This window comes from Granulicella mallensis MP5ACTX8 (assembly GCF_000178955.2).
Classification (GTDB): Bacteria; Acidobacteriota; Terriglobia; order Terriglobales; family Acidobacteriaceae; genus Granulicella; species Granulicella mallensis.
This window is the reverse complement of record NC_016631.1, coordinates 870,631-893,841: the sequence shown is the minus strand read 5'-3', so window position 1 is coordinate 893,841 and position 23,211 is coordinate 870,631. Positions and strand designations below refer to the sequence as shown.

Genomic DNA, 23,211 nt, shown 5'->3' with positions numbered 1-23,211 from the left:
TTTCCAGCACTAACGTCCAGGCTCGAGCGCTTGAGGTAGAAAAGGTGTGAAAAATTTGGGCAAGGTTACCGCCCTCGGGGTCCTTCGACTCCGCGTCCCCAAAAGCTGGGACGCTCCGCTCAGGATGACGCCTTTGTGGGGAGACGTAAAACAAAAGCTATGAATAGCTCCCTCCGACTCCCTAACGCTAAAGCGTCAGGGAACGCGCTTCGCGCGATAAACAGCAACGGTATTAATTACGAGCCAAAAATACCGGCCCTCAGCGAATCTCGCTGAGGGCCGGTTTGCACTTCAATAATTCCTACTGCTTCGGAGTCGCCGCAATGGCCGGATCGGTCATGCTGTCCCGGCCGGTTTCGATATGACCCGAGAGGCGCTGCTCGAAGCTCGAGTCGGTATCGACCGTAACGATGAAGTCGTACCAGCCAAAGGTTTCAGTCGGCAGCCAGGGTTGGGTCACGGTCTGTCCATGCACGAAGTGCGCCGAATAGCTCTTTCCGCTGTAAGTGTCTTCGACGTTCAGCTTGCAGGTCTCTCCCAGATTGCGGAAAGTCAGAAGGACAAGGTTGAGAGCTGGATCGAAGGTGCTCTTGACCTCGAAGTTCGCCTTGCCGCCGCCGGAAGCACTGCCTTTGTAGCTGCGCAGGAAACCGTTCGGACCATAGACCGAAAGGTCGTAGGCGCCTGCAGTTGCCGAGGTCGTCCAGGTATCGGAGACAGTTTTTCCTCCGCCTACCGTGTAGGTGCGAGGAGCCGTCTGCGTGTTTCCGGAGCGCACCTGGAAGACAACGGCGGCCTGGCTGGCGCTTTGGAAGAAGATCTCGACCGAGCCATTGGAATCCACCACCGCATAGCTGTTCGGCTCATACGGAACCGCACGGGCCGGACGCGTTCCCGACTCCTGCACCGGCACGGCCTGCACCGCGGGAGGTGCGGGCACGTAATCCGGATGACGCTGATCGTCCGGTGGCATGTAGGCCACGGTGCTCGGCAACGGCACGTTGGCAGAGTTCGGCGACTCGAAGTTGAACGCCGAGGTAAGGTCTCCCGCAACCGCCCTCCGCCACGGAGTAATGTTCGACTCCTGCAAGCCGGGATACTGCTTGCCAAAACGCTGCTCGATGAACCGGATGATCGAGGTGTGATCGAACACTTCCGAGTTGACCCAACCGCCCTTGCTCCAGGGCGAGATGACCATCATCGGAACGCGCATGCCCATGCCGTAAGGACCGGCAGGATATTCGGAGCTGCCTTCGAAGATCTCGTTGGCAATACTGACCGTAGAGAGTCCCTGTGCCCGCGTCTGCGGAACCGTCGGCGGCACCACGTGATCGAAGAACCCGTCGTTTTCGTCGTACGTCAGGAGGAATGCGGTCTTGCTCCAAACCTCGGGGTTTGATGTCAGCGCGTCCAGGATCTGCGAGACGTACCAGGCTCCATAGTTCGCCGGCCAGTTCGGATGCTCCGTGTAGGCTTCCGGCGCAACGATCCACGAGACCTGCGGCAGCTTGCCGCTGGCCACATCGCTCCGCAGGTTGTCGAACAGCTTGCCCGAAGCCGAGATATCCGTTCCCGTCTTCGCTCCGTTCGCCAACGCACTGCCCTCTACTGCGTTCTGGTACTGGTGGAAGTAGAGCAGCGAGTTGTCGCCGTAGTTGCCGATGTAAGCATCGCTGGTAAAGCCCCAGGACTCAGCCGCCGTCAGGCCCAAGCCGATGTCCTGATAGATCTTCCACGACACACCGGCCTGCTGCAGGCGCTCCGGGAAGGTCGACCAGCCGTATCCGGCTTCAGCGTTGTCGACGACCGGACCGCCGCCCGAACCGTCATTGCCCACCCATCCCGTCCACATGTAGTAGCGATTGGGATCGGTGGGGCCAAGCAGCGAGCAGTGGTAGGCGTCGCAGATCGTAAAGGCGTCGGCCAGCGCGTAGTGGAACGGAATATCGCTGCGGTTCAGATGTGCCATGGTCGTGGTGCCCTTCTGCGGCACCCACTGATCGTTGTTGCCCTCGTTCCAGGCCGCGTGCGTCGTCGTCCAGTCGTGCGCCAGATCCTGAATGAACTGCAGCCCGAGGTTGGGAGCGCCAGGATGGAACGGCAGCACTTCGCTCGAGCCATTGGGCTGATTCCAGACCGGCTTGCCGGAAGAGAGTGTAACGGCCCGTGGGTCGCCATATCCGCGTACACCGCGCAGCGTACCGAAGTAGTGATCGAAGGAGCGGTTCTCCTGCATCAGGATGACGATGTGCTCGATGTCATTGATGGAACCGGTCTTATGATTGGCTGGAATCTCCAGTGCCCGGGCAATGCTGGCCGGAAAAGCAGCGGAGAGAGCGCCCGTGCTCAACAACTGGAGGAAGGTACGGCGGTCAGTAGGCATAGCAAAAAACCTCGTCAGAAAAGTCTGTTGCGGGTACGTTCCCCAGAACATAGGCGCGATTTATTGCGGAGATGTGACGATTGCGTTGCAATTCTGCAACCTGTTAAGGGTTGCCTCACTCGATAGCCTTATTCCCTTGACGCGTTCGCCCAGGAAGCATAGTCTCGACCTCAAGAGGCGAATAAATGGCGAAAACTAAGACCCAGAACTCCGCCGAACTCTTTCCCATTCTGTCGCAGGCGCCCGTAGGCATGGCCCGGCTGGCAGCGGAGGCCGAGCACGCCGACGACGGCCACCTGATCGAGTTCAAAGCCATGCACTCCCGGTCGATCCTGAACCGCACCAACTCCAAGCGGCAGCTTTGGATGGGGTATTCGATCAATCCCTATCGCGGCTGCGAGTTCGGTTGCAAGTACTGCTACGCCCGCTACACGCATGAGTTTCTGCAACCTTCGCCGGTGTCCCAGGTTGCGCCGGGAACATACGACGCTCCCCAGCAACCCTGGGCGCTGGCGTTCGAGCGCGAGATCTATCTGAAGGAGAACGCCGCATGGCTACTCGAGCAGGAGCTTCGGCACATCGACCCGCGCGAGGTCATCGCCCTGGGAACGGCCACCGATCCGTATCAGCCGATCGAACGCCGCATGGGCATCACGCGAAGCCTGCTGGAGGTCTTCGCCAAGAACCAGGGCTATGAACTGGGCATCATTACGAAGTCGACGCTGATCGAACGCGATGTCGACCTGTTGCAGGAGATTGCGAAGCTTAACAAGCTCGTCGTCCACATAACGATTACGACAACGGACGCCGCGCTGGCGCGCATGCTGGAACCCCGCGCACCCCGTCCCGACTTGCGCTTCGAAGCCGTCCGCAAGCTGCGTGAAGCCGGAGTGATGACCGGCGTCCTGTGCTCTCCCCTGTTGCCCGGCATTACCGACCATGAGCTCTCTGTAGATGCCGTCGCCAAACGAGCCGCCGAGGTTGGAGCCAGCTTTCTCGGAGCGGGTCCCCTGTTTCTAAAGTCCTGTTCGCGCCCGACGTATCTGAACTTTGTTCGCGAAAACTTTCCTCATCTGTCAGCCGACTATGACCGCCGCTTTGCCACGATGGACTTTGCCGCCGCCCCCTATCGCCGTCAACTGGCCCAGATGGTGAAACGCGTCTGCGAAAGGCATGGGTTGGGCAAACGCACGATAGAGTCACTGCCCGAACAGGACGCGGACACGTCACAGGCTCCGTCCCGTAAGACTCCCGCGCCGGTCTATACGGTTGACCTGCAACAGCAACTCTTCGCCTGAAAACCCGCTAACCCTTCGCCCCAAGCGAACGTTGCAGCTTCTCGCCAAGACGAAATATATGCTGCCGCAACCAGAGTTGTGCCGGGTCCGAGTTAAGCCGCGGATGCCAGATGGCCTGAAAGGAAAACGGAGTCACCTCAGAGGGCGCTGCGATGACTCGAAGCTCCGGGTTCGTTCGTGCGATGCGTGCCATTGATGACGTTGCGGTCAGAATCAGCTTCGTATGCGGAAGACACTCAAGCGCTGTGCCGAAGTAGGGCAGACGCAGGGCGGAACGGCGCGTCTTTCCCAGGGCCGCCAGCCGTTTATCAGGAATCGTCTGCACGGAATCGAGCGTAGACACCATAATGTGCTCTGCCGCCAGATACTGCTCCAGGGAAAGCCGCGCCGGCAATCGGTTGCCGCGCCAGACGATGCAGTGCCACCGCTCCTGGTAGAGAGCCTGAGCGCGCAGATGCGATGGAATCAGCACATCATCGTTCGATAACGCGATATCCAGACGGCCGCGATCGAGATCGCCGATCCTCGTCTCGCTCCACGGCACAAAATTCAGATCGACATGGGGCGCAGAGGGCAGCAACTCCTGGCAGAGCAGCGGACAGAGAGCGCTACACACATTGTCCGGGCCGGAGAGACGAAAACTGGCCTCCTCGCTGGCAGGATCGAAACTGGGATGCCCCAGCAGGCCATCGAGCTGTGGCAACAGACGATTCAACTCCGCCTGCAGCCGAACCCCTGCGGGCGTCAGTTGATACCCCCCAGCGCCCCGAATCAGCAGGTCATCGTTGAAGAGTGTCTGCAGTCGCTGCAGCGTGCGACTGGCGGCAGGCTGGCTGAGAAACAGCCGCTCGCCCGCTGCCGTGATGCTCAACTCCTCGGCAAAGATGGCAAAGGCAACAAGGAGGTTGAGGTCGGCCTGGCGGAGATGCTTCCATCGCATGTCCATGATGCATATTATGCATGACGCACATGCACTGCGTGCCCATCCTATGTGTGGGCCGTTGGCCCCAACGAAAAAGGAGATGGTCATGGAGATCGGAAAACTAAAGAACAAGAAGGTTGTTGTGCTCGGGGGGACCTCAGGCTTTGGCCTGGCAACGGCGAAAGCAGCCGCCCAGCAAGGAGCATCGGTAGTCATCAGTTCCAGGAGCAAAGCGAATATCGAGAAGGCCTTGAAGGAGCTGCCCGCCGGCGTGGAAGGCGTGGCACTCGACGTCAGCGATGAGGCCGCAGTAACCAGCTTCTTCGACGGATTCGGAGAGTTCGACCATCTCGTGTATACCGCAGGCGACAGCCTGCCCACCGACCTCTCATCCACCGCAGCGGCTCGCAAGGTCTTCGAGGTGCGGTTCTGGGGAGCGTACATCGCGGCGAAGCTCGCCTTCCCACATATCCGTCCCGGCGGCTCGATCACGCTCACCAATGGCATCGTCGGCATCAGGCCCTGGAAGGGATGGAGTGCCGCCAGCGCAGGTGCCGGTGCCATGGAGGCACTGACTCGCGCTCTGGCGCTTGAGATGGCTCCCATCCGCGTCAACGCGGTCTGTGCAGGCGTGGTGAAGACAGCTCTCTGGAGCGGCATGTCCGAGTCGGAGCGCGAGGCGTTCTACGCCCAGCAGGCCAAAGCCCTGCCCGTGGGCCGGGTGGGCGAAGGGCAGGACATCGCCGAAGCCTACCTGTACCTGATGCAGTCGGGCTTCACCACCGGGCAGATCATCGTCATCGATGGCGGCGCCGTCATCGCCTAGAGCTGCGGTCAACGGGCGAGCAGGCCCTCAATCTCATGCCGATGCGGCATCGAGGGTGCGGTGCCTGCTCGCGTGACCGAGATACCCGCCGTCGCACAACCAAAACGTACCGCATCGAGCAGCGGCTGCCCTTCGGCAAGTGCCGTCGCAAAGCCGCCGCAGAAGGCATCGCCAGCGCCCGTCGTTTCGAGAACAGGGCCTGCATTGAAAGAAGCAACCAGCGTCGTCTGGCCGTCGCCTGTAGCCACCAGCGCTCCTCGCGCACCAAGCGTAAGAATCACGTTTCGCGCTCCGGCAGCGAGGAGTGCCGCGGCAGCCAGCCCGGCCTGTTCGACCGTCTCGACAGGCAGGCCCGTCAGCAACGCGGCTTCAGTCTCATTGGGGATCAGGTAATCGGCCAGACCTATCAGCGATGCCGGCAGCGGAGTCGCCGGCGCGGGTGCGGGATTCAGGATCGTGGGCACACCGGCCTTGCGGGCGATCTGTAGACCGCGCTCGACCGTGTCGAGCGGAAGCTCAAGCTGGGTGAGGAAGACACTGGCTGCGCCGATCTCCGCTGCAGCGCTCTCGACATCGGCAGGCTCAAGCGTGAAGCAGGCGCCCGGCACAACGATGATCGCGTTCTCACCCTTCACAGCGTCGATGAGAATCGCTGCGGCTCCGGTCGCCGTGCTGCAGGTGCTGACCAGCGAGGCGTCCACACCGGCCTCCTTCCAGGTATCGCGAGCCAGCGTGCCAAACGCATCCTCTCCTACCCGGGACAAAAACAGCACCTTTGCATCCGAACCGGCAAGAGCACGCGCAGCCGCGACGGCCTGGTTCGAGCCCTTGCCGCCGGGCCCGAGGGCGAAGGTCTCTCCCATCAGCGTCTCACCCCACGCCGGCAGACGGGACATGCGAAACGCCACATCGGCAACAAAGCTTCCAAGCACAAGAACGTTATGACTCATTCGTAGATCGACTTTCTTTCCTAAAACGATGAACAGACTAGAGTAAATTTCCTGTAGGTGTATAGCGAAACCCTGATATTTATGGCCGTTTTTCCCCAGAAAAACGGTACTGCACGCCCGATTCAACTTCCCAGTAACAGGAAATTTTCTCTAGAAGAGACTTACGCCGCATAGGCACGAGCTATCAGGATAAGCGCGAAGACATACGCCGCGAACATAGCGGTGAGATACCCCTTGGCACGCGCATTCGCGCCGCGAAACTCCTTCCAAACAAACACTCCCCACAGGCACGCGACCATCGGCGAGGCCTGCCCAATAGCATACGAAATCGCTACCCCTACCAGGCTTGCGGCGACGAAGTTGAACACCGTGCCAAGTCCCCAGATCGCGCCTCCCAGCAGACCCAGTGCGTGATACGACATCGGCGCGCGAAAGTAATCTCCCGCCGCAACCGGCGTACCGACGATAGGCTTGCGCATGAGGATCGGGTTGAAGACGAAGCAGCACAGGAACGCGCCGAGGGTAAGAAACACGGCCGTTGTATAGGGTGTGAGCGTGTTGCCGTGCGTCATGGCGCGGGTTACGAACGGCGCGAAGATCCCCATCAGCAGACCGGAGATAACGCAGACAATCACCCCACGACGCGACACCTTCGATTCGCCTGAGCGCAACGCTCCATAAGCTTTGCCAACGAGGATCACCGCGACCAGCGCCATCAGCACCCCGCAGGAGAGCAGCGTCAGATTGCCGCGCGGCTGCAGCGCGTAGCTCATCACCACGCCCTCCACCAGCGCAATGCCGATGGAGATAGGAAAGGCAATCGCCAGTCCAACGATCTCGATGCCTGCAATCAGCAGTACATTCGCGATATTGAAGATGAAGCCGCCAAGCGCAGCGTAGAAGAGATTGAGCGGGTCAGCGGAATGAAGGTTGGCGAAGAACGCCGTCGGCCCTCCGGCATGGCTGCCCATCGTAAGCGCAAGCACCACCGAGATGAGGAAGATGCCGAGGCCGTAGTCCCAGTAGTACAACTCGAAGCGATAGTTACGCGTGCCCTTGAAGGTATTGGCAAACGAACCCCAGCAGATCGTGCTGAGGACCGTCATCAGCAGCGCGACGGCGAAGGTCGAAGGAACGAACATGAGGCAGGGCTCCGGCTCAGATCTAATGTCTCGTAACGCCACGCACCTTCGCACGCAACGAACAGCCATTATGCCGAATTCAACCAGGAGATGTCAGACTCGCAGGAAGATGCGCTTGCGATACAGCGGATACACGATCGCAAGGTTCACCAGAACGATCACCACGGCATAAGCGAGCGAGGCATGGATGGGCTGCATCCACGTTGCGAATCCTTTGGCATACAACCACTGGTGGGCCTTTACGAGCGTCCCATCGCCGAGTGCCAGATGCCATCGATCTAATAACGTGGTGATGATGCTGGAAACCACGAAAGCAAAGATCGCATTCGTACCGAAGACAAGGAGCGGCATTACGCCGCGGCGCCAACGCTTCACATCGAGCACAAAATAAAAACCTGCGAACAACAGCAGTGCCACTCCCCCGCTAAAGATCGCAAAGGTACTGGTCAGGATCTTCTTGTTGAGCGGCAGCAACGGGCTAAGCGCCAGGCCAACCAGCACCAACGCAACACCTGCGACTGCGAGCACAAGGGCCTTCCTTCCGCGCGCCTGGTTTGTCCGCAGCCACTCCCCGGCAAGCACACCGAACAGCAAAGTCGCCAGTGCGGGCAATGTCGACAAAAGTCCTTCAGGGTCGAACGTCACCCCATAACCCGGCGTAAGTCCATAGGCCCAGAGGTGCTGTACTCCAAAGATCTTCCGATCGAAATAGGCTGCGACGTTGCCGAGAGAATCGAGTCTTCCCGACCCAAAGCCGGGAACCGGATATCCCTTCAACAACACCCAGTAGAGAACGAGCAGCCCAGCCAGCACGGCTCCAATCACAGTACCTCTACGCAAACGCTGGCTCTCGGTATTTGCATCCTTCTTCCCGCTCACCGCCAGGTAGAGGAGAGAACCCGCAAAGTAGCACAGCGCAATGCGCTGCAGAATTCCCGGAATGCGAATCGTATGGAGGTTGTACTCGGGGAATCCGTTCACCAGCAGCCCCAGAAAGATAAGGAGGACGCTGCGGGTAAGAACATGCCACAGGATCTGCCTCCGGTCAGCGCCACGCTCTATGCGCGAGGCAAAGGAGAACGTCATCGCAACGCCGATGATCACGAGGAACGACGGGAAGATCATGTCCGTCGCCGTAGCTCCGTTCCACTGGGCATGCATTAACTGCGGATAGACAGCGCTATAAGTTCCGGGATCGGTAACGAGGATCATCCCCGCGATGATCATGCCGCGAAACGCGTCGAGGGAAAGAAGGCGAGCATCTCCAGCCTCTGGATGCTGTGAAAGATTCCGAGATAAATCAGGCTTCGCCAATGCGGCCTCAATCTCAAGCAAGTTGTATAAGACAATCGATTGTCCAATATACAGACTCTCTCCACCTCCAGTCGAGACAATAAAAACCAGGTTCTCTTCATCATTGCCCCACTGGGCTTACGCGTAAAGCAAAGCCGATGCGCCCTGCTGAGGAGGGAGGTAAATTCAGAACGATGTATAAGGGAAGTATCCCCGGTATTCTTCACAAAACCAGTTGGAGTTGGCCATCGATCGTGAAACGTTCAGCCGTTGTAATCTCAATCTTCGCGCTCATGAGTCTTGGTGCCGGAGTTGCACAAAGCAGCTCCTCGGCAGCCCCAATCCGCCGGGACTTCGAGATGCCCTCTTCGATCATGGTCCCCTCAAAGGACGGAGTTGAGTTCAATGCTCAAATTAACGGACGTGGCCCTTTCACGCTCCTCTTCGATACGGGAGCAGGTGTCAATATTTTGAGCGCTGAGACGGCACAGCTATTGGGATTGCAGGTAGAAGGTGCCCCTCTACAAGTAGCTGCAGCAGGCGGCTATGCCACCGTACGCAGAGCACGGGTCGAAACTCTACAGATTGCTGGTCTTGTCCTGCATAACCAGACGTTCTATGTCATGGCCCTTCCGTGGGAGCATCGTAGCAATCTGGCCGGCGCGGTGGGCTACGAACTGTGGAGCAGACTTGCGATCAAGATCGATTACGAACATCAACAACTTACATTTAGCGATCCAGCCTCGTTTGCATACTCTGGCCCCGGCATGAAGATGCCCTTGAAAGTTGTAGACCGAGAGCTGGAGGTACGCGGAAGTGTGGCCGGGGCAGATGGAATCTTCACCCTCGATACAGGGAACGAAGCCAGCCTGGTGATGGAACCGGGATTTGTGAAGAAGAACGATCTTGTACACCGATTGCAGGCACACTATCACGGCTATTCCGGGTCAGGCGCCGCAGGTCCAATGCCGACGGCCTACTACGCCCGACTTGGCACACTCCGCATCGGCCGCGCAGAGGTAGATGATGTGATTTCCCTGCTCCTCGATGGCTCTATGAGTCCAGGGAATAAGAATGACGGCAATATTGGAACGGGTCTGCTTCGGCAATTCAATGTCGTGCTGGACTGCACACATGGCATGCTCTACCTGGAGAAAAACTCCAACTGGGGTAAACCCGGGATCTTCAACCGTGCGGGCATCGTGACAGATTCAATCATCCAGGACCAGAAGATCGTGACCATACTTCCGGGGAGCCCCTCCGATATTGCAGGATTGAAGGTCGGAGATGTAATCCTGCAGATCGATGGCCATGTGCCCAGCGGCGATCCACTTGAACAAAATGATCCTGCCTTCCTGCAGCCAGCGGGAACAATCGTGCGCCTCACGGTGAAGCGAGATAACATCGTGCGGAATTTCAAAGTAACTCTAAGGAATATGCTTTAGGATCTCGGTCGCTCAAAGATTGGATTGACACAAATGAGATCTACCGACCCCGAACGCGCACGAAGGTAGCCGCAGGGCGCTTCAGCCACTGCGTAAGGATCATCACACGCGGGAACCCGATGAGCGGTCCTTCAGCAAGATTTGCGACCATGCTTTGCGTAAATCCCGGCAACTCAGCCACAAGCTGTTTCCATGTCAGATTTCGCCGATGACGCTCCTCGTCGAGCGCCGCATACATCGCCTGCGTATCAAAGCGCAGAATCCGGGAGGCACCCGCATCCGGCAGTCTCTCCTCAGGGTTCGACTGCCCCAACCGTTCCGACAGGAAGCTCTCAGGAGAGCGATCGAGCCATCGCAGAACCTGAAGCACAACAGCACTTGTTACAGAGCGTTTCTTCGACATACCTCTTATCGTGCTTAGGCTGATAGGGATCGAAGTCGTGCCCTTGAAAGGCACATTGATCTCTGCGGTGAGTTCTTCCCAGCTCAAGCCCCGGGCGCGTCGCTCGTCATCGAGTGCCGCATGCAAAGCTCGCATGTCAAAGGCATGCACGGCATCACCTCCACGCTCTTACTCCATCTCCGTCAGTTTATTCAAAACGCTGCACCTTGCCATCGAGGCCCGAGTGTTTCAAGTGATCGCAAGTTACTGGATGACGTACTGATCGGAAACAGCGCCATCAGCTTTTCCGACCTGCCAACAATCTGGGAGTTCAAGTAAAAAGAAGAGCGTTTCTCTTTACCTATCCAGACGCGGAAGCGTAAACCGACATCGGTGAGTGCATTGGCCTGTTCACGACAAGACTAAAATCTTGCTCTATCAACTAGGGCTCAATATCCAGATCGATATGCTCGATGGTGCCGGTAAACGGGAAGGGCCCCTCGTAGTCTCCAACGGGCGATGCAGTATCCTCGCCGATATCGAACGTATCTTCGAACGAGAACGCCATTTTAACCGTTTCGGGCAGTCTGCCTGCCGCCACGGGCTTATCGTTCACGAATAACGTAACGTTCGCACCTTTGCCTGGGCCGTGCCCGTCGGAGGCAAACTCCAATGTCACTTTAGCTCGACCCGGCTGAAGTGGTTGAGGTGAGGACAACGTAGTCACGTGACGTTTGAAGTAGTTATACGTGTACGTCGGTCTCCCATCCTTTAGGAAGAGACTGAAGCCCCCATTCTTTGAGCCGTCGGCCATAAGAACACCGTTCGCGCCGCCGCTGGGAATATTCAGATAAGCCGTAATTTTATGAGAATGATTCTCATAGGCAGGTGTAAGTGAAAGATACAGGTGTCCTGTGTTCGTAAAGTACGTGAAATGTCTGCCTTCCGGTCGAGGCTGCCTGCCTCCGAACCTGGGATCCAGAGGATAGACATTGTTCTTCTTTGCCTCGGCGTCAAAGATCGTGGCAAGTTCGGCAACCTTTTCGGGATGTTGCGAGGCTACATTGTCCGCTTCGGAATAGTCCTGACTCAGGTGATACAGCTCCCATGGCCGGGAATTTGGGTCTGGAGGAGGCTGATTCGTGTATACCCACGGAAGCAGGCCACTCGAGGACGCCGCCATCCACCCGTCGTTGTAGATCGCTCGATTTCCCAGCATTTCGAAGTACTGCCTTGTGCGCAGACCGGGTGCTGACGCGGAGGCAAACGTAGGTAACATGCTGATACCATCCATCCGTTGCTGCTTGACGCCATTTACCTCAACGGGGACTGGAACATGTGCGGCATCGAGAATCGTTGGAGTTACATCGGTAAGGTCTTCAAACTGTTCACGTATTCCGCCGTGATCGTGAATTCCCTTCGGCCAGGACACGACCAGAGGGTCGCGAGTACCGCCAAGATGTGAGCCTATTCGTTTTCCCCACTGAAACGGGGTGTTCCCAGCCCACGCCCAGCCGACAGGATAATGTGGCGTCGTTGTGGGACCGCCAAGTTGGTCCAGCAGTTTCAAGACGTCATCGGTGGATTCGGGGACGCCATTGATCGCAGCCATCCCATTGGCTGTTCCATTCAGGCCGCCTTCCAAACTTGCGCCATTGTCACCGGCGATAAAAAAGATCAGCGTATTGTCGAACTGGCCTGTGTCGTGAATAGCCTGAATCACGCGCCCGACCTCATGATCGGTCTGCGCCATGAAGCCCGCAAACACCTCCATCAGCCGGGCGGCAACCTTTTTCTGATCGGGGGTAAGCGAATCCCATGCGGGAATCTCCTTCGGGCGCGGTGTCAACTTCGCGTCAGCAGGAATCACCCCCAATGCCTTCTGGCGGTCAAAGACAAGCTCACGATATCGGTCCCACCCCATATCGAACTTGCCTCGGAACATGTCGATCCACATCTTTGGAGCCTGAAGCGGCGCATGTGTTGCCCCGGGCGCGAAGTATACGAAGAACGGCTTGTCCGGCGCTAACGACTTTTCAGACTTGATCCAGCGGATCGCATGATCGGCAAGGTCTTCGTTCAGGGTGAAATCAGCTCTTCTGCCCGGCGGTGGAATCATCTCCACTGGCTGAGTGCCGGATGTAAGCTCTGGAAACCACTGATCCGTTTCGCCGTTCAGAAAACCGTAATACTCGTCAAACCCTTGCCGTGTGGGCCAATGATCGAACGGCCCCGAAGGCGTGTCCTCATTCTCAGGAATCAAATGCCACTTCCCGAAAGCCGCGGTGGCATAGCCGTTCATCTGTAGCACTTGAGGCAGAAGAGCGGCACTCTTCGGTATAGCTCCTGTGTATCCGGGGAAGTCGGTTGCAAGGTTTGTAATTGTGCCCATTCCCACAGCATGGTGATTCCGGCCTGTCAGCAAGGCGGCCCTGCTGGGCGAGCAAAGCGCAGTGACGTGAAAACGATCGTAGCGGAGGCCCGACGAGGCAAGCGCGTCCAGGGTCGGCGTCGGGATGAGCCCGCCGAAAGTACCGCATTGCCCATAACCCGCGTCATCCATCAGCACCACCAGAACGTTGGGCGCACCTTCTGGTGGTCGGATGACCGGCGGAGGCACGCCGGTAGAGCTTGTAAAGCTACTTCTGATTGTTCCTCTGAAGGGCGCTGGCTGAATCGGCAGAACTGACCGGTCTGGCGCCTGAGCATCAAGCGCCGGAGACATAGACATACCGCTCGCCGCCAATGCACAGAGCAGCAATGTGGATTTGTACTTCAACAATGCATACCTCCCGAGGATGTCTACAGCAAGTATCACTCATCGCGCTTCGAGCCCCAATCGTCACCAACGCGTTTACTTTACTGCCTCCCATCCTGGGCGAATGATAAATCGTCAATGCGCTCATCAAGGTTCGGATGAGTACCGGTAAGTCGTCTTCCCGGAAGCGACAGTGCCTCCCCGCTGACGAGCTCTTTGAAATGGCTCTATGAATTTCAGTGATTCCTGTTTGCCGGCGACGAAGGAGTTAGCTGAAAGACGAAAGACCTTCAACCAGAGATGAGACCCTCAGACTCCCCCTATAATGAACCGGCGGCACTCGATCCCGGCTAAGGAGTCTCTCAGAAGCATGATGCGTTCCAGTCTCATCTTCCTCGCCATGGCCTCTTCAACCCTCCAGGCCCAGGTTGCCCCTCAAACTCCATCGATATCCGTAGTACACCATGAACCCAACTTCGATTCCGAGCGCAAGCAGGCGAACGAACTCTTCCTCGCACAAAAGCCTTTGGAAGCCCTTCCCCTCTATGAAGATCTCTGCCGTCAGGACCCAACGGTGGCTGTCTTCGCCGAGCGCCACGGTGCCGGGCTTCTTGCCAAACAAGCTACTCTCTCGGATCCTGCCGCCCAGTCGAAGCTCCGCCTCCAGGCGATCAATGAGCTCAAACGTGCCCAGTCTCTGGGTGATAACAGTGCCTACGTTCGCACGGTGCTCTCTGCCAATACCAAGACGTTTGTGGGGGGCATCATCGCCGGCATTCCCCTCACCGTGGGCTACACCTATGCAGGCAAACCGGACGCGCAAGCTGTCTTTCATCAGGCCGAGGCCGCCTTCGGACGATCTGACTGGGCTGCTGCCGTCCAACTTTACACACAGGCCGAGGCCCTCGATCCTGCCTGGTACGACGCCGCCCTCTACGCGGGAGACACTTACTTTCGACTCAAGAACGGTACCGATGCTGGTATCTGGTTTGCCAAAGCTATCGCCATTGACCCAGACCGTGAAACCGCCTACCGCTACTGGGGCGATGCACTCTTCCAGACAGGCGATCCCATCGGCTCACGCGAGAAGTTTGTGGAAGCCATCGTCGCCGAGCCGTATGCAACGCCGCCCTTCCTCGAACTCGGTCAATGGGCACAACGCACAGGCCATCAACTCGTGAAGCCTGCTATCACGCGCCCTGAATTCAACACACCTGACGGCGTACTCAAGATTGATTCTGAACTTGAAGCCTCTACCAAAGATGGCCGGTCTTCCTGGATTGTGTACCAGCAATACCGCGTCGCTCATGGCGCTCGCACCCTCAACCAGACCATCGTTGCCGGAGCCTCGGACGCGAATGCGGTTGTTCACCCCAGTGGGTATCAACATACCATCGCCGAAGAACACGAGGCCCTGCGCGCTATGCTCTCCGACATCGACTCGAAGCTCAAGGCCGGTACGCTTCTCGAAACCAACCTCGATCCTTCGATCAGTAATCTCCGAAAACTTGAAGCGGCTAACGCCCTCGGAGCCTGGATCGCCATCAATGCCGCGGATGCCGGCATCCGCTCAGACTATCCCGAGTATCGCGCCCATCATCGCAAGCACCTGATCGACTACGTCAACGGTTACCTGATCCATTAGAGCAAATTGGATCACACCAACCTCACAGGTAGAGACTCGTTGCCCTTCGGCTCAAACAGAGAAGGAGGATGCAGGAGCAATCGGCAACGGAAGATCCGTTACCAACTACTCCCACATCCTCCTTCGAGAACCTTGAGTCAGGTTGTAAGCTGCCGCTTACGCGACGACGTCGATACCCATCGAGCGCGCGGTGCCACGAATGGTCTTTGCAGCAGCCTCGACCGTGTTCGCGTTCATGTCCGGCATCTTGACCTTGGCAATATCGAGAATCTGCTTCTCAGTGACTTTGCCCTTCTTGTCCTTGTTCGGCGTGCCCGAACCCTTCTCAATGCCCGCAGCCTTGAGCAGCAACACCGGCGCCGGAGGCGTCTTGGTGATGAAGCTGAACGTACGGTCGGCGTACACGGTGATGACGACCGGAACCGTCATGCCGGTGACATTGGGATCCTTGCTGGTGCGCTCGTTGAACTGCTTGCAGAACTCCATGATGTTGACCTGAGCCTGACCGAGCGCGGGGCCAACCGGGGGAGCCGGCGTCGCTTTGCCGGCTGTGATCTGGAGCTTGACGTATCCAGTGATTTTCTTCGGTGCCATGTTCGTATCCTTCTAAATGTTACGTGGCTGAACCACGCATGATTTTGTACTGCGGGGAGTTAGAAGGTCCGGTGAAGCGGCCGGGCTGTGACTCCCAAAACTGATTGGGCTGAAAGCTCCCAAAACCTATTGCAAAACTTGTGTGCTACTCCTCGGACTTCTCAACGTTCGAGAACGAAACCTCGGTCGGTGTCGGGCGTCCGAAGATGCTGACCATGACCTTGAGCGTCTGCTTGTCTTCGTTGATGTCGTCGACAGCGCCGTTGAAGTTCGCAAAGGGGCCTTCGGTAATGCGTACCTGTTCGCCCTTGGAGAACTTCATCTTGAGCTTCGGCTTTTCCTTGGTCGCGTCGGAGCGATTCAGCATCGCGTTGACTTCGGCCTCGGAGAGAGCGTTGGGCTGATCGCCCGTCTGCAAAAATCCAGTGACGCGCGGCGTGTTCTTCACCACGTGCCAGAGATCGTTGTCGAGAGCCATCTCGACGAAGACGTAGCCGGGAAGGAAGACACGATCGATGGTGTACTTCTTGCCGTTGCGCAGCTCGGTGGTCGGCTCGGTCGGAATCTCGATGCGTCCGACGCGATCCTCAAGGTGATAGGCGGCGACGCGGCTCTGCAGCGACTCCTTGACCTTGCGCTCAAAGCCGGAGTAGGCGTGAATGATGTACCACTTGAAGTTCTCATTCACCGCAGGGGCATCAGCTTCCGGCTCGCCCGCGGGTGCGGCAGCCTCGAGATTCTGCTCGACGTTCTGCTCTTCCGGGGTAATCTGCTCTTCCGGATTCAACTCATCTGCCATTGCTGTGCCTTCTTCGCGCATCTATGGATTGCCTAAAATACTGGGTACTGCTGGCTCGCAAGAATCTGCGAGCGAAATCTTGCGATGGGTATATCGCTTAGTGCTTGGTGAGATAGACGAAGAGCTGATCAACGCCCCTGCCCAGGATCAGGTCGACGATCTCAAAGTACGCGGCAAAGATAAAGACCGTGGCGATCACGACGATCGTAGTCGACTGAACCTCGGCACGCGTAGGCGTAACGACCTTGCGCATCTCCTCGCGAACATCCTTCAAAAAGGAAGTGAGACGCTCAGGGCCAGAAGCCACACGCTGAAGACCGGAGCTCGAATCGTTCGTTTCCACTACGGCTGCTTTTGACATCGTTACTCGTCCTGAACCTTGGTGCACCGTTATGCGATGCACAGTCTATGCTACTCCGGTTTCAAATAACCGGGAAAGAGATGGCAGGGGCGCTCGGATTCGAACCGAGAAGTTCGGTTTTGGAGACCGACAGTTTAACCGTTGAGCTTACGCCCCTGTAAAAAGCAAGTCAGCGAGTCAGCTTGCTTCGCGTCAGCAAGTCAGTTGTAGCTTTACGGCTGACTTGCTGACTCGCTTGGCTTTACTTCGTTTCCTTGTGATCCGTGTGCTTGCGGCACGCGTTGCAAAACTTGGAGAACTCAAGGCGGCCGGTGGTCGTCTTCTTGTTCTTGGTCGTCGAGTAGTTCCGGTTCTTACAGACCGGGCACTGAAGGGTTACGATTTCGCGCATTCGAGTTCTCCTAACTTGGCCAACCACCTCGGTTGGCAAGCAGCGTGTATGACACGCCGCAACGCAGGGCTTATGGGCCCCTGCTGCCCTATTCCTGAAATTGTGGTGCTGGGATCAAAGCGGTCAGGCACACGCTCTTCCTCATCTATTATCCACGAAAAGCCTGGAGAGTGGAAGAGGGCTGCCGATTATCCGGCAGCCCTCCTTTGCTTTTAGCCAATCAGCCAGCCAACTTGCTTCGCATCAGCTCTGTTTTCGCTGACCTGCTGACTCGCTGACGACTGACTTGCTTACTTGATGATCTCGGAGATGGTACCCGCGCCGACGGTACGACCGCCTTCGCGAATTGCGAAGCGCAGGCCCTTCTCCATCGCCACCGGGGTGTGCAGCGTGATCTCCAGCGAGATGTTATCGCCAGGCATCACCATCTCGGTTCCCTCAGGAAGCTTCGCCGATCCCGTTACGTCCGTGGTGCGGAAGTAGAACTGCGGGCGGTAGCCGTTGAAGAACGGTGTGTGACGTCCGCCTTCTTCCTTGCTCAGAACGTAGATCTCGCCCTTGAACTGGGTATGCGGCTTGATCGATCCCGGCTTCGCCAGAACCATCCCGCGCTCCACGTCTTCCTTCGCGATACCGCGCAGAAGCAGTCCAGCGTTGTCACCAGCCAGACCTTCGTCCAGCTGCTTCTTGAACATCTCAACGCCCGTAACCACCGTGTTCTGCGTGTCGCGGAACCCGACGATTTCAGCTGCCTCGCCTACCTTCACCTTGCCGCGCTCGATACGGCCTGTTACTACGGTTCCACGACCCGAGATCGAGAAGATGTCTTCGATCGGCATCAGGAACGGCAGGTCGACCAGGCGGTCAGGCTGCGGAATGTACTTGTCCACCGCTGCCATCAGCTCGTCGATCTTGGCTTCCCACTGTGCTTCGCCATTCAGCGCGCCCAGGGCAGAGCCGCGGATGATCGGAGTCTCGTCGCCAGGGTACTCGTACTTCGACAGCAACTCGCGTACTTCCATCTCGACCAGCTCGATCAGCTCTTCGTCTTCCACCGCATCGCACTTGTTCAGGAACACCACGATGTACGGCACGCCTACCTGGCGAGCCAACAGTACGTGCTCCTTGGTCTGGGGCATCGGACCGTCCGTGGCCGCAACGACGAGAATCGCGCCGTCCATCTGCGCTGCGCCGGTGATCATGTTCTTGATGTAGTCGGCGTGGCCCGGGCAATCTACGTGCGCGTAGTGGCGGTTCGGCGTCTCGTACTCTACGTGAGAGGTCGAGATCGTGATGCCGCGCTCGCGCTCTTCAGGAGCATTGTCGATCGTGTCGAACGAACGGAAGCTGTTCTTCGGGTTGTGCTTCGACAATACCTTCGTAATCGCCGCCGTCAGCGTCGTCTTGCCGTGATCAATGTGACCAATCGTACCGATATTCACATGCGGTTTGCTGCGATCAAACTTTTCCTTCGCCATGACTCTCTCCGTAGTGCCTTTTGAACTGCTAAACCCTGTCGTTTGACACAGCTCACACTGTGCCGCTCCGGCCCGGAGGCCGTGACCTCAACCCCTGCCGCGTCCTAGTAGTACGCGTACAATTTGAAAAATTTATCGCGAAGAGCAAGCTCCACCTGCTCGAGCGAGGCCAGATAGAACTCGCGAATCTGCCCCTGGTCGCCGTTGGACAGCTTCGCATACTGCGCCGCTGCTTCCGTGCCGAGCTTGCCAGCCTTGAGAACCAGTTCGAAGCTGCGGATGCGCAGACTGGAGCGCTCCAGCGACTTCAAAAACTTCTCAACGTTACGGGACGCGAAAGAGGCCTCAATCGCCTGCTTCACGGCCGTGAAGGTGGGCTGATCGAGGATGCTCATGGCCGGCCGCTCGTACAGAGCGCTGGAACGGTCTACCTGAAAGGCTGTCTGCTGCGCCATTGTTTTGAAATCCTGCCTTCAAAGCCTTGTAAATCTGGAGCGGGAGACGGGAATCGAACCCGCGACCAACAGCTTGGAAGGCTGTGACTCTACCACTGAGTTACTCCCGCCCGTAGTGCTGCAAATCTAAAATCTGGAGCTGATGATGGGGCTTGAACCCATGACCTCTCCCTTACCAAGGGAGTGCTCTACCACTGAGCTACATCAGCCTTCTTGCACACCGGCGGCTTTCGCCGTCAGCGCTTACCTCTAGCTTATCGCGAACGCAGCCGTCCGAGGACGACCCGAAACGCGAAAAACCCCAGCAGCAGCCAAGCCAACTGCTGGTACCTGCCTGGCTCCATCGTGCGCCAGACTAACACCGCCAGCAATGCAAACACTACCAGCGCGACAACCATGCGTCCCGTGCCCGAAGGGTTCATGGAACCGAACTCCTTTTGGCGGCGGAAACAAAGCCGCGGAAAAATGGTGCACAGGGGAGGATTCGAACCTCCGTAGCGCAAAGCGCGGCAGATTTACAGTCTGCTGCCATTAACCACTCGGCCACCTGTGCCCTACCCCGCCGATTGGCCCAATCCAACAAATGCCCTGCCACACTCCGTACAAATGCCCAACACGAAGATTCGCGCCAGAATTCAATCCAGATGTGGCTGGCGGACACTGCAGGCTGGAACAACAAGCAGGTACAACCAAACTCTCATACGAATGCTGCGGAAAATCTGGAGCTGGCGAAGGGATTTGAACCCCCGACCGCCTGATTACAAATCAGGTGCTCTACCAGCTGAGCTACGCCAGCCCAAACAGCAAACTACGCTGCCAGAACCGCGCAGCGCAGTTTTGACTTTATCACAGCACGCCCCCTGCAAGAAACCCATGGCGAAACGGTATGATTCGCAAAATCACGCAGTGCTCTCTATTGCCTGCATTACCCCAAACGATTGCACGAGTAAAATCACACAGCATGGGCCCCCGGCACTCGTTTCACCGTTAGGACAAGCAAGCTCTTCCCTTAACCACCTATGCGCAAACGTACCCTCATTCCCCTGTTAGTCGTCCTGATTGTGCTGGCAGCGCTGGGCATTTCACTTTACCTGCGGGCGAACTCTCCCCCCGAAGCTGCGCGGCTTCTCCCCGAAGCCGACGCTATCGTCTACATCCACCTGAAGACCGTGCGCGCCGCAACCCACTTCGACGCGACGCCCGTGCAGCGCAGCAGCGACTTCCAGCACTTCATCGACGCCACAGGCATCGTGCCCGAACGCGACATCGACGACGCGGCTTTCGCGCTGCACCGCATGGCCAATCCGAACGGCCCCAACGGCCCCGTGGCCTACTCCGAGGTCTTCGTCGGAAGCTTCGACGGACAGCGCCTGGCAAAGTATCTTGCCAGCATCGCGACCTCGCACGAGAGCTACGCCGGACGAGACATCTACTGCATCCCCCTCGAAGGCCGCACGCTGCGCGTGACGCAGCTCGGCTATGACACCATCGCCGCATCCAACACCCCCACGGCAGAGCAGATCCACTCGATGCTCGACCGCTCACGGGCCTCAGCGCTGAGCACGCCAGGATCGTCGCTGCTGGCGGCACGCTACTCCGAGGTCCCTCTGCTCTCACAGGCCTGGGGGATCGGCCACATCGGCCTTCCCTTCGCGAAGGACGGCTATATCTCGATTCTGGGGCTGCAACTGCCGTTGCCGGAAGACACCGACCTCGTCGCCAGCCTTCGCTACAGCGGGTCTGTTCGTCTCCGCATCGAAGAGATCGCCCCTGATCCGGCGGCCGCCCAGCACACCGTAGAGACGCTGACCACGCTGCTGAACATCCTGCGCGGTCTGGGCAGCGCGGCGGAGCCGCATAACGCCGCCGACTCCGCCATGCGCAGCATCCTGACCTCCACCACGCTTGAGCAACACAAAGATCGCGCCGTGCTGGAGGCTACCGCCAGCCTGGAGCAGATCAAGGCCCTGGCTTCAGCCAACTCGACGGCAACAGAGAATCCGCCATCTTCAGCGCCCCCAGCGCATCCCTGAACGAAACTCGTACAATTCCATCATCGTCCTGTCATACAAGGACGTCCCTCATCGACGCTCACGACCAACCCTCCCACGGAGTCCACATGCGCAAACGTTTTCTCAGTCTTCTCGCCACGGCCGCAGCCGCTACCCTGATGTCGGCGAACGCCGTCGCACAGCAGCCCCTGCTGACAGGCCAGGCCGCCTTCACGGATTACAACCAACAGGCCCCCGGCGTTCGCCATAAGATCACTGTCGGCGATCTGCCCGAACCCCATCCCGACGAGTCGGTCAACAACACCCCCCGTGTCATTGCGAAGCCCGCAAACGCCTGGCCTGTTGCCCCTGCAGGCTTCAAGGTCACGCTCTATGCCGGTGGAGACGCCACTCCTATGCAGCGCGCGGATAACAAAGAGCACATGACGCTCAGCGGCGGCACCTTCACCGAGCCGCGTGTCATCCGCACTGCACCGAACGGAGACCTCTTCGTCGCCGACTCCGGCGCCGGCGTCCTCCTCGTCCTTCGCGGCATCGGACCCGACGGCAAGGCTGCCAGGATTGAGAAGTTTGCTACAGGTCTCGATCATCCCTTCGGCATCGCCTTCTATCCGGCCAAGAATCCGAAGTATCTCTATGTCGGCAACGCCACCACCGTCCAGCGCTTTGCCTATAAGACCGGAGACCTGCACGCTTCCGGCGCTGCCGAGACCATCGTTCCCGATATCCCGGGCTACGCTCAGCTCACCGGCGGCGGCCACTGGACGCGCGACGTTATCTTCAGCGCGGACGGCCAGCATCTGCTGGTCTCCGTCGGCTCGGGCTCGAACGTCGATGATCCCGATACGCACCCCAAGGAGTTCCACCGCGCCGATGTCCTCGAGTACACCCCCGAGGGCAAGTTCATCAAGATCTACGCCTACGGCATCCGCAACTGCGTCGGTGAGGCCATCAACCCCATCACCGGACAGCTCTGGTGCTCGGTCAACGAGCGCGATAACCTCGGCAACCATCTCGTCCCTGACTATGTGACCTCGGTCAAGGAAGACGGCTTCTATGGCTGGCCCTGGTTCTACATGGGCGGACATCAGGACCCGCGGCACGCCGGCAAGCACCCTGAGCTTCAGTCCAAGGTGATCACCCCCGACGTCCTCGTGCAGCCGCACATGGCCTCGCTGGAGATGACCTTCTACCCGACGGCCAAAAAAGCGGATGCCTTCCCGGCGGAGTATGGCGGCTATGCGTTCGCCGCTGAGCACGGCTCGTGGAACCGCCTGAATCGTGCGGGCTACGAAGTGGTCAGCATCCCCATGAAGAACGGCCACGCGACTGGCGAATACGATGACTTCCTCACCGGCTTCGTCACGGCTGACGGCCAGGTCTGGGGACGTCCCGTAGGAGTTACCGTAGGCAACGACGGCAGCCTGTTCGTCACCGACGACGGCAGCCGCAGCGTCTGGCACGTGGTCTACACGGGCAAGTAACAGAAAGCTGTTGTTTTGAAGGGGCGGGACTTCAGTCCCGCCGTAATGCCTATCTGACAATGCGGCTTCAGCCGCTGCGGGAATGTATCCAGGCGAACATTCCTCAGCGGTTGAAGCCGCATCTATTTTGGCTTGCGTACGGTCTAAAGAGGCTGCGGAAAGCTCGTAGAGGAAAAGAGAGTCTCTTGATCTTTAGGGCCAAGGGCCCGTTTCATCCCAGCCTGGGGTGGAGCGCGGCAGCGAGCGGTTTTTAGCTCGCTGCAAGCGTAGCCCCAGGTACAGGATCAACTCGAAAACAGAGGGCTGTAAGCCCGATTCATCGTCCCCTGCACAGAAGATGAGTCGGGCTTACAGCCCTTAACTTCTACTCTTGCGCCTAACCTGGGGCGTCGCTCCCCGAGTCACCACGCGATAGCGTGTTGGCTCGGGTTTGCTTTGCCCCAGGCTGGGATGAAACGGGCCCTTGGCACTAAGGATCAAAATACGGACTTTTTCCGCTGGGTAAAGGCCATGCCCTTCAAACCCTCTGCAAGCTTTTAGACACTCCTTAGGACGCAGGCTACGAGAGCCCAATCAAAACGCCCGCCACGGAG

At 58.2% G+C, this 23,211-nt stretch carries 21 protein-coding genes and 5 tRNA genes; 7 read left to right on the top strand and 19 right to left on the bottom strand.

Annotated features, from left to right (window positions below; genetic code table 11):
• Positions 1-301: 301 nt before the first annotated feature.
• Positions 302-2,383, bottom strand: coding sequence for a phosphocholine-specific phospholipase C (locus ACIX8_RS03870; RefSeq protein WP_014264010.1), 2,082 nt, complete (start codon positions 2,381-2,383; stop codon positions 302-304).
• A gap of 185 nt (positions 2,384-2,568) precedes the next feature.
• Here ACIX8_RS03870 and ACIX8_RS03865 point away from each other — a divergent pair, with 185 nt between their 5' ends.
• Positions 2,569-3,681 carry an SPL family radical SAM protein gene (locus ACIX8_RS03865; RefSeq protein WP_014264009.1) on the top strand — a complete coding sequence of 371 codons (1,113 nt, stop codon included), beginning with the start codon at positions 2,569-2,571 and terminating at the stop codon, positions 3,679-3,681.
• Between the two features lie 7 nt (positions 3,682-3,688).
• Here ACIX8_RS03865 and ACIX8_RS25535 read toward each other — a convergent pair whose 3' ends face one another.
• Positions 3,689-4,627: a LysR family transcriptional regulator gene (locus tag ACIX8_RS25535; RefSeq protein WP_014264008.1), complete on the bottom strand. Its 939-nt coding sequence runs from the start codon at positions 4,625-4,627 to the stop codon at positions 3,689-3,691.
• A gap of 82 nt (positions 4,628-4,709) precedes the next feature.
• Here ACIX8_RS25535 and ACIX8_RS03855 point away from each other — a divergent pair, with 82 nt between their 5' ends.
• Positions 4,710-5,429, top strand: coding sequence for an SDR family oxidoreductase (locus ACIX8_RS03855; protein WP_014264007.1), 720 nt, complete (start codon positions 4,710-4,712; stop codon positions 5,427-5,429).
• An 8-nt stretch (positions 5,430-5,437) separates the two neighbouring features.
• Here the strand turns inward: ACIX8_RS03855 and rbsK are convergent, their stop codons facing one another.
• The 3 genes from rbsK to ACIX8_RS03840 form a co-directional block, all read right to left on the bottom strand.
• Positions 5,438-6,379, bottom strand: a complete 942-nt coding sequence (gene rbsK / locus ACIX8_RS03850; protein WP_014264006.1) for a ribokinase — start codon at positions 6,377-6,379, stop codon at positions 5,438-5,440.
• A gap of 161 nt (positions 6,380-6,540) precedes the next feature.
• The gene (locus tag ACIX8_RS03845) at positions 6,541-7,521 is read right to left on the bottom strand and encodes a GRP family sugar transporter (RefSeq protein ID WP_014264005.1); all 981 of its coding nucleotides are present in this window, start codon (positions 7,519-7,521) and stop codon (positions 6,541-6,543) included.
• Positions 7,522-7,614: 93 nt separating this feature from the next.
• Entirely contained in the window at positions 7,615-8,835 is a 1,221-nt protein-coding gene (locus tag ACIX8_RS03840) for an acyltransferase family protein (RefSeq protein ID WP_044176123.1), read from the bottom strand.
• A gap of 233 nt (positions 8,836-9,068) precedes the next feature.
• On the opposite strand from ACIX8_RS03840, the gene ACIX8_RS03835 reads away from it, so the two are divergent.
• The gene (locus ACIX8_RS03835; RefSeq protein WP_190273743.1) at positions 9,069-10,259 is read left to right on the top strand and encodes a retropepsin-like aspartic protease; all 1,191 of its coding nucleotides are present in this window, start codon (positions 9,069-9,071) and stop codon (positions 10,257-10,259) included.
• A 40-nt stretch (positions 10,260-10,299) separates the two neighbouring features.
• Here the strand turns inward: ACIX8_RS03835 and ACIX8_RS24330 are convergent, their stop codons facing one another.
• The gene (locus tag ACIX8_RS24330; protein WP_150110481.1) at positions 10,300-10,662 is read right to left on the bottom strand and encodes a hypothetical protein; all 363 of its coding nucleotides are present in this window, start codon (positions 10,660-10,662) and stop codon (positions 10,300-10,302) included.
• 120 nt (positions 10,663-10,782) lie between these two features.
• Between ACIX8_RS24330 and ACIX8_RS25530 the strand changes: the two genes are divergently transcribed.
• Complete coding sequence (locus tag ACIX8_RS25530; RefSeq protein ID WP_150110480.1) at positions 10,783-10,980, top strand: hypothetical protein; 198 nt, start codon at positions 10,783-10,785, stop codon at positions 10,978-10,980.
• A 103-nt stretch (positions 10,981-11,083) separates the two neighbouring features.
• Here the strand turns inward: ACIX8_RS25530 and ACIX8_RS03825 are convergent, their stop codons facing one another.
• Entirely contained in the window at positions 11,084-13,372 is a 2,289-nt protein-coding gene (locus ACIX8_RS03825; protein ID WP_083836610.1) for a sulfatase-like hydrolase/transferase, read from the bottom strand.
• A 397-nt stretch (positions 13,373-13,769) separates the two neighbouring features.
• On the opposite strand from ACIX8_RS03825, the gene ACIX8_RS03820 reads away from it, so the two are divergent.
• Complete coding sequence (locus ACIX8_RS03820) at positions 13,770-15,044, top strand: tetratricopeptide repeat protein (protein WP_014264000.1); 1,275 nt, start codon at positions 13,770-13,772, stop codon at positions 15,042-15,044.
• A gap of 156 nt (positions 15,045-15,200) precedes the next feature.
• Here the strand turns inward: ACIX8_RS03820 and rplK are convergent, their stop codons facing one another.
• The 12 genes from rplK to ACIX8_RS03765 form a co-directional block, all read right to left on the bottom strand.
• Positions 15,201-15,638 carry a 50S ribosomal protein L11 gene (gene rplK / locus ACIX8_RS03815; RefSeq protein WP_014263999.1) on the bottom strand — a complete coding sequence of 146 codons (438 nt, stop codon included), beginning with the start codon at positions 15,636-15,638 and terminating at the stop codon, positions 15,201-15,203.
• A gap of 145 nt (positions 15,639-15,783) precedes the next feature.
• Positions 15,784-16,458, bottom strand: coding sequence for a transcription termination/antitermination protein NusG (gene nusG, locus ACIX8_RS03810; protein ID WP_150110479.1), 675 nt, complete (start codon positions 16,456-16,458; stop codon positions 15,784-15,786).
• Positions 16,459-16,534: 76 nt separating this feature from the next.
• Complete coding sequence (gene secE, locus ACIX8_RS03805) at positions 16,535-16,798, bottom strand: preprotein translocase subunit SecE (protein ID WP_014263997.1); 264 nt, start codon at positions 16,796-16,798, stop codon at positions 16,535-16,537.
• Between the two features lie 81 nt (positions 16,799-16,879).
• Positions 16,880-16,955 (bottom strand) — tRNA-Trp (locus ACIX8_RS03800).
• A gap of 84 nt (positions 16,956-17,039) precedes the next feature.
• Positions 17,040-17,189 (bottom strand): 50S ribosomal protein L33, encoded by a 150-nt coding sequence (rpmG, locus tag ACIX8_RS03795; RefSeq protein ID WP_014263996.1) that lies wholly within the window; start codon positions 17,187-17,189, stop codon positions 17,040-17,042.
• Between the two features lie 290 nt (positions 17,190-17,479).
• Positions 17,480-18,667 carry an elongation factor Tu gene (tuf, locus tag ACIX8_RS03790; RefSeq protein WP_014263805.1) on the bottom strand — a complete coding sequence of 396 codons (1,188 nt, stop codon included), beginning with the start codon at positions 18,665-18,667 and terminating at the stop codon, positions 17,480-17,482.
• Between the two features lie 104 nt (positions 18,668-18,771).
• Positions 18,772-19,122: a hypothetical protein gene (locus tag ACIX8_RS03785; RefSeq protein WP_014263995.1), complete on the bottom strand. Its 351-nt coding sequence runs from the start codon at positions 19,120-19,122 to the stop codon at positions 18,772-18,774.
• Positions 19,123-19,157: 35 nt separating this feature from the next.
• Positions 19,158-19,232: transfer RNA gene (locus tag ACIX8_RS03780), tRNA-Gly, on the bottom strand.
• A gap of 24 nt (positions 19,233-19,256) precedes the next feature.
• Positions 19,257-19,331 (bottom strand) — tRNA-Thr (locus ACIX8_RS03775).
• Between the two features lie 45 nt (positions 19,332-19,376).
• On the bottom strand, positions 19,377-19,544 hold the full coding sequence (locus ACIX8_RS25830; protein WP_014263994.1) for a hypothetical protein: 168 nt from the start codon (positions 19,542-19,544) through the stop codon (positions 19,377-19,379).
• A 44-nt stretch (positions 19,545-19,588) separates the two neighbouring features.
• Positions 19,589-19,675 (bottom strand) — tRNA-Tyr (locus ACIX8_RS03770).
• Between the two features lie 167 nt (positions 19,676-19,842).
• Positions 19,843-19,918: transfer RNA gene (locus ACIX8_RS03765), tRNA-Thr, on the bottom strand.
• Between the two features lie 223 nt (positions 19,919-20,141).
• Between ACIX8_RS03765 and ACIX8_RS03760 the strand changes: the two genes are divergently transcribed.
• A complete protein-coding gene (locus ACIX8_RS03760) occupies positions 20,142-21,155 on the top strand; it encodes a hypothetical protein (protein ID WP_014263993.1) in 1,014 nt (337 codons plus the stop codon).
• A gap of 86 nt (positions 21,156-21,241) precedes the next feature.
• The gene (locus tag ACIX8_RS03755) at positions 21,242-22,618 is read left to right on the top strand and encodes a PQQ-dependent sugar dehydrogenase (RefSeq protein ID WP_014263992.1); all 1,377 of its coding nucleotides are present in this window, start codon (positions 21,242-21,244) and stop codon (positions 22,616-22,618) included.
• The last annotated feature ends 593 nt before the right edge of the window (positions 22,619-23,211 follow it).

Bases quoted from the DNA above. Each gene is read 5' to 3' on its own strand.
- ACIX8_RS03870 (WP_014264010.1), bottom strand. From the start codon at position 2,383: ATGCCTACTGACCGCCGTACCTTCCTCCAGTTGTTGAGCACGGGCGCT.
- ACIX8_RS03865 (WP_014264009.1), top strand. From the start codon at position 2,569: ATGGCGAAAACTAAGACCCAGAACTCCGCCGAACTCTTTCCCATTCTG.
- ACIX8_RS25535 (WP_014264008.1), bottom strand. From the start codon at position 4,627: ATGGACATGCGATGGAAGCATCTCCGCCAGGCCGACCTCAACCTCCTT.
- ACIX8_RS03855 (WP_014264007.1), top strand. From the start codon at position 4,710: ATGGAGATCGGAAAACTAAAGAACAAGAAGGTTGTTGTGCTCGGGGGG.
- rbsK (WP_014264006.1), bottom strand. From the start codon at position 6,379: ATGAGTCATAACGTTCTTGTGCTTGGAAGCTTTGTTGCCGATGTGGCG.
- ACIX8_RS03845 (WP_014264005.1), bottom strand. From the start codon at position 7,521: ATGTTCGTTCCTTCGACCTTCGCCGTCGCGCTGCTGATGACGGTCCTC.
- ACIX8_RS24330 (WP_150110481.1), bottom strand. From the start codon at position 10,662: ATGTCGAAGAAACGCTCTGTAACAAGTGCTGTTGTGCTTCAGGTTCTG.
- ACIX8_RS25530 (WP_150110480.1), top strand. From the start codon at position 10,783: ATGCAAAGCTCGCATGTCAAAGGCATGCACGGCATCACCTCCACGCTC.
- ACIX8_RS03825 (WP_083836610.1), bottom strand. From the start codon at position 13,372: ATGTCTATGTCTCCGGCGCTTGATGCTCAGGCGCCAGACCGGTCAGTT.
- ACIX8_RS03820 (WP_014264000.1), top strand. From the start codon at position 13,770: ATGATGCGTTCCAGTCTCATCTTCCTCGCCATGGCCTCTTCAACCCTC.
- rplK (WP_014263999.1), bottom strand. From the start codon at position 15,638: ATGGCACCGAAGAAAATCACTGGATACGTCAAGCTCCAGATCACAGCC.
- nusG (WP_150110479.1), bottom strand. From the start codon at position 16,458: ATGCGCGAAGAAGGCACAGCAATGGCAGATGAGTTGAATCCGGAAGAG.
- secE (WP_014263997.1), bottom strand. From the start codon at position 16,798: ATGTCAAAAGCAGCCGTAGTGGAAACGAACGATTCGAGCTCCGGTCTT.
- rpmG (WP_014263996.1), bottom strand. From the start codon at position 17,189: ATGCGCGAAATCGTAACCCTTCAGTGCCCGGTCTGTAAGAACCGGAAC.
- tuf (WP_014263805.1), bottom strand. From the start codon at position 18,667: ATGGCGAAGGAAAAGTTTGATCGCAGCAAACCGCATGTGAATATCGGT.
- ACIX8_RS03785 (WP_014263995.1), bottom strand. From the start codon at position 19,122: ATGGCGCAGCAGACAGCCTTTCAGGTAGACCGTTCCAGCGCTCTGTAC.
- ACIX8_RS25830 (WP_014263994.1), bottom strand. From the start codon at position 19,544: ATGAACCCTTCGGGCACGGGACGCATGGTTGTCGCGCTGGTAGTGTTT.
- ACIX8_RS03760 (WP_014263993.1), top strand. From the start codon at position 20,142: ATGCGCAAACGTACCCTCATTCCCCTGTTAGTCGTCCTGATTGTGCTG.
- ACIX8_RS03755 (WP_014263992.1), top strand. From the start codon at position 21,242: ATGCGCAAACGTTTTCTCAGTCTTCTCGCCACGGCCGCAGCCGCTACC.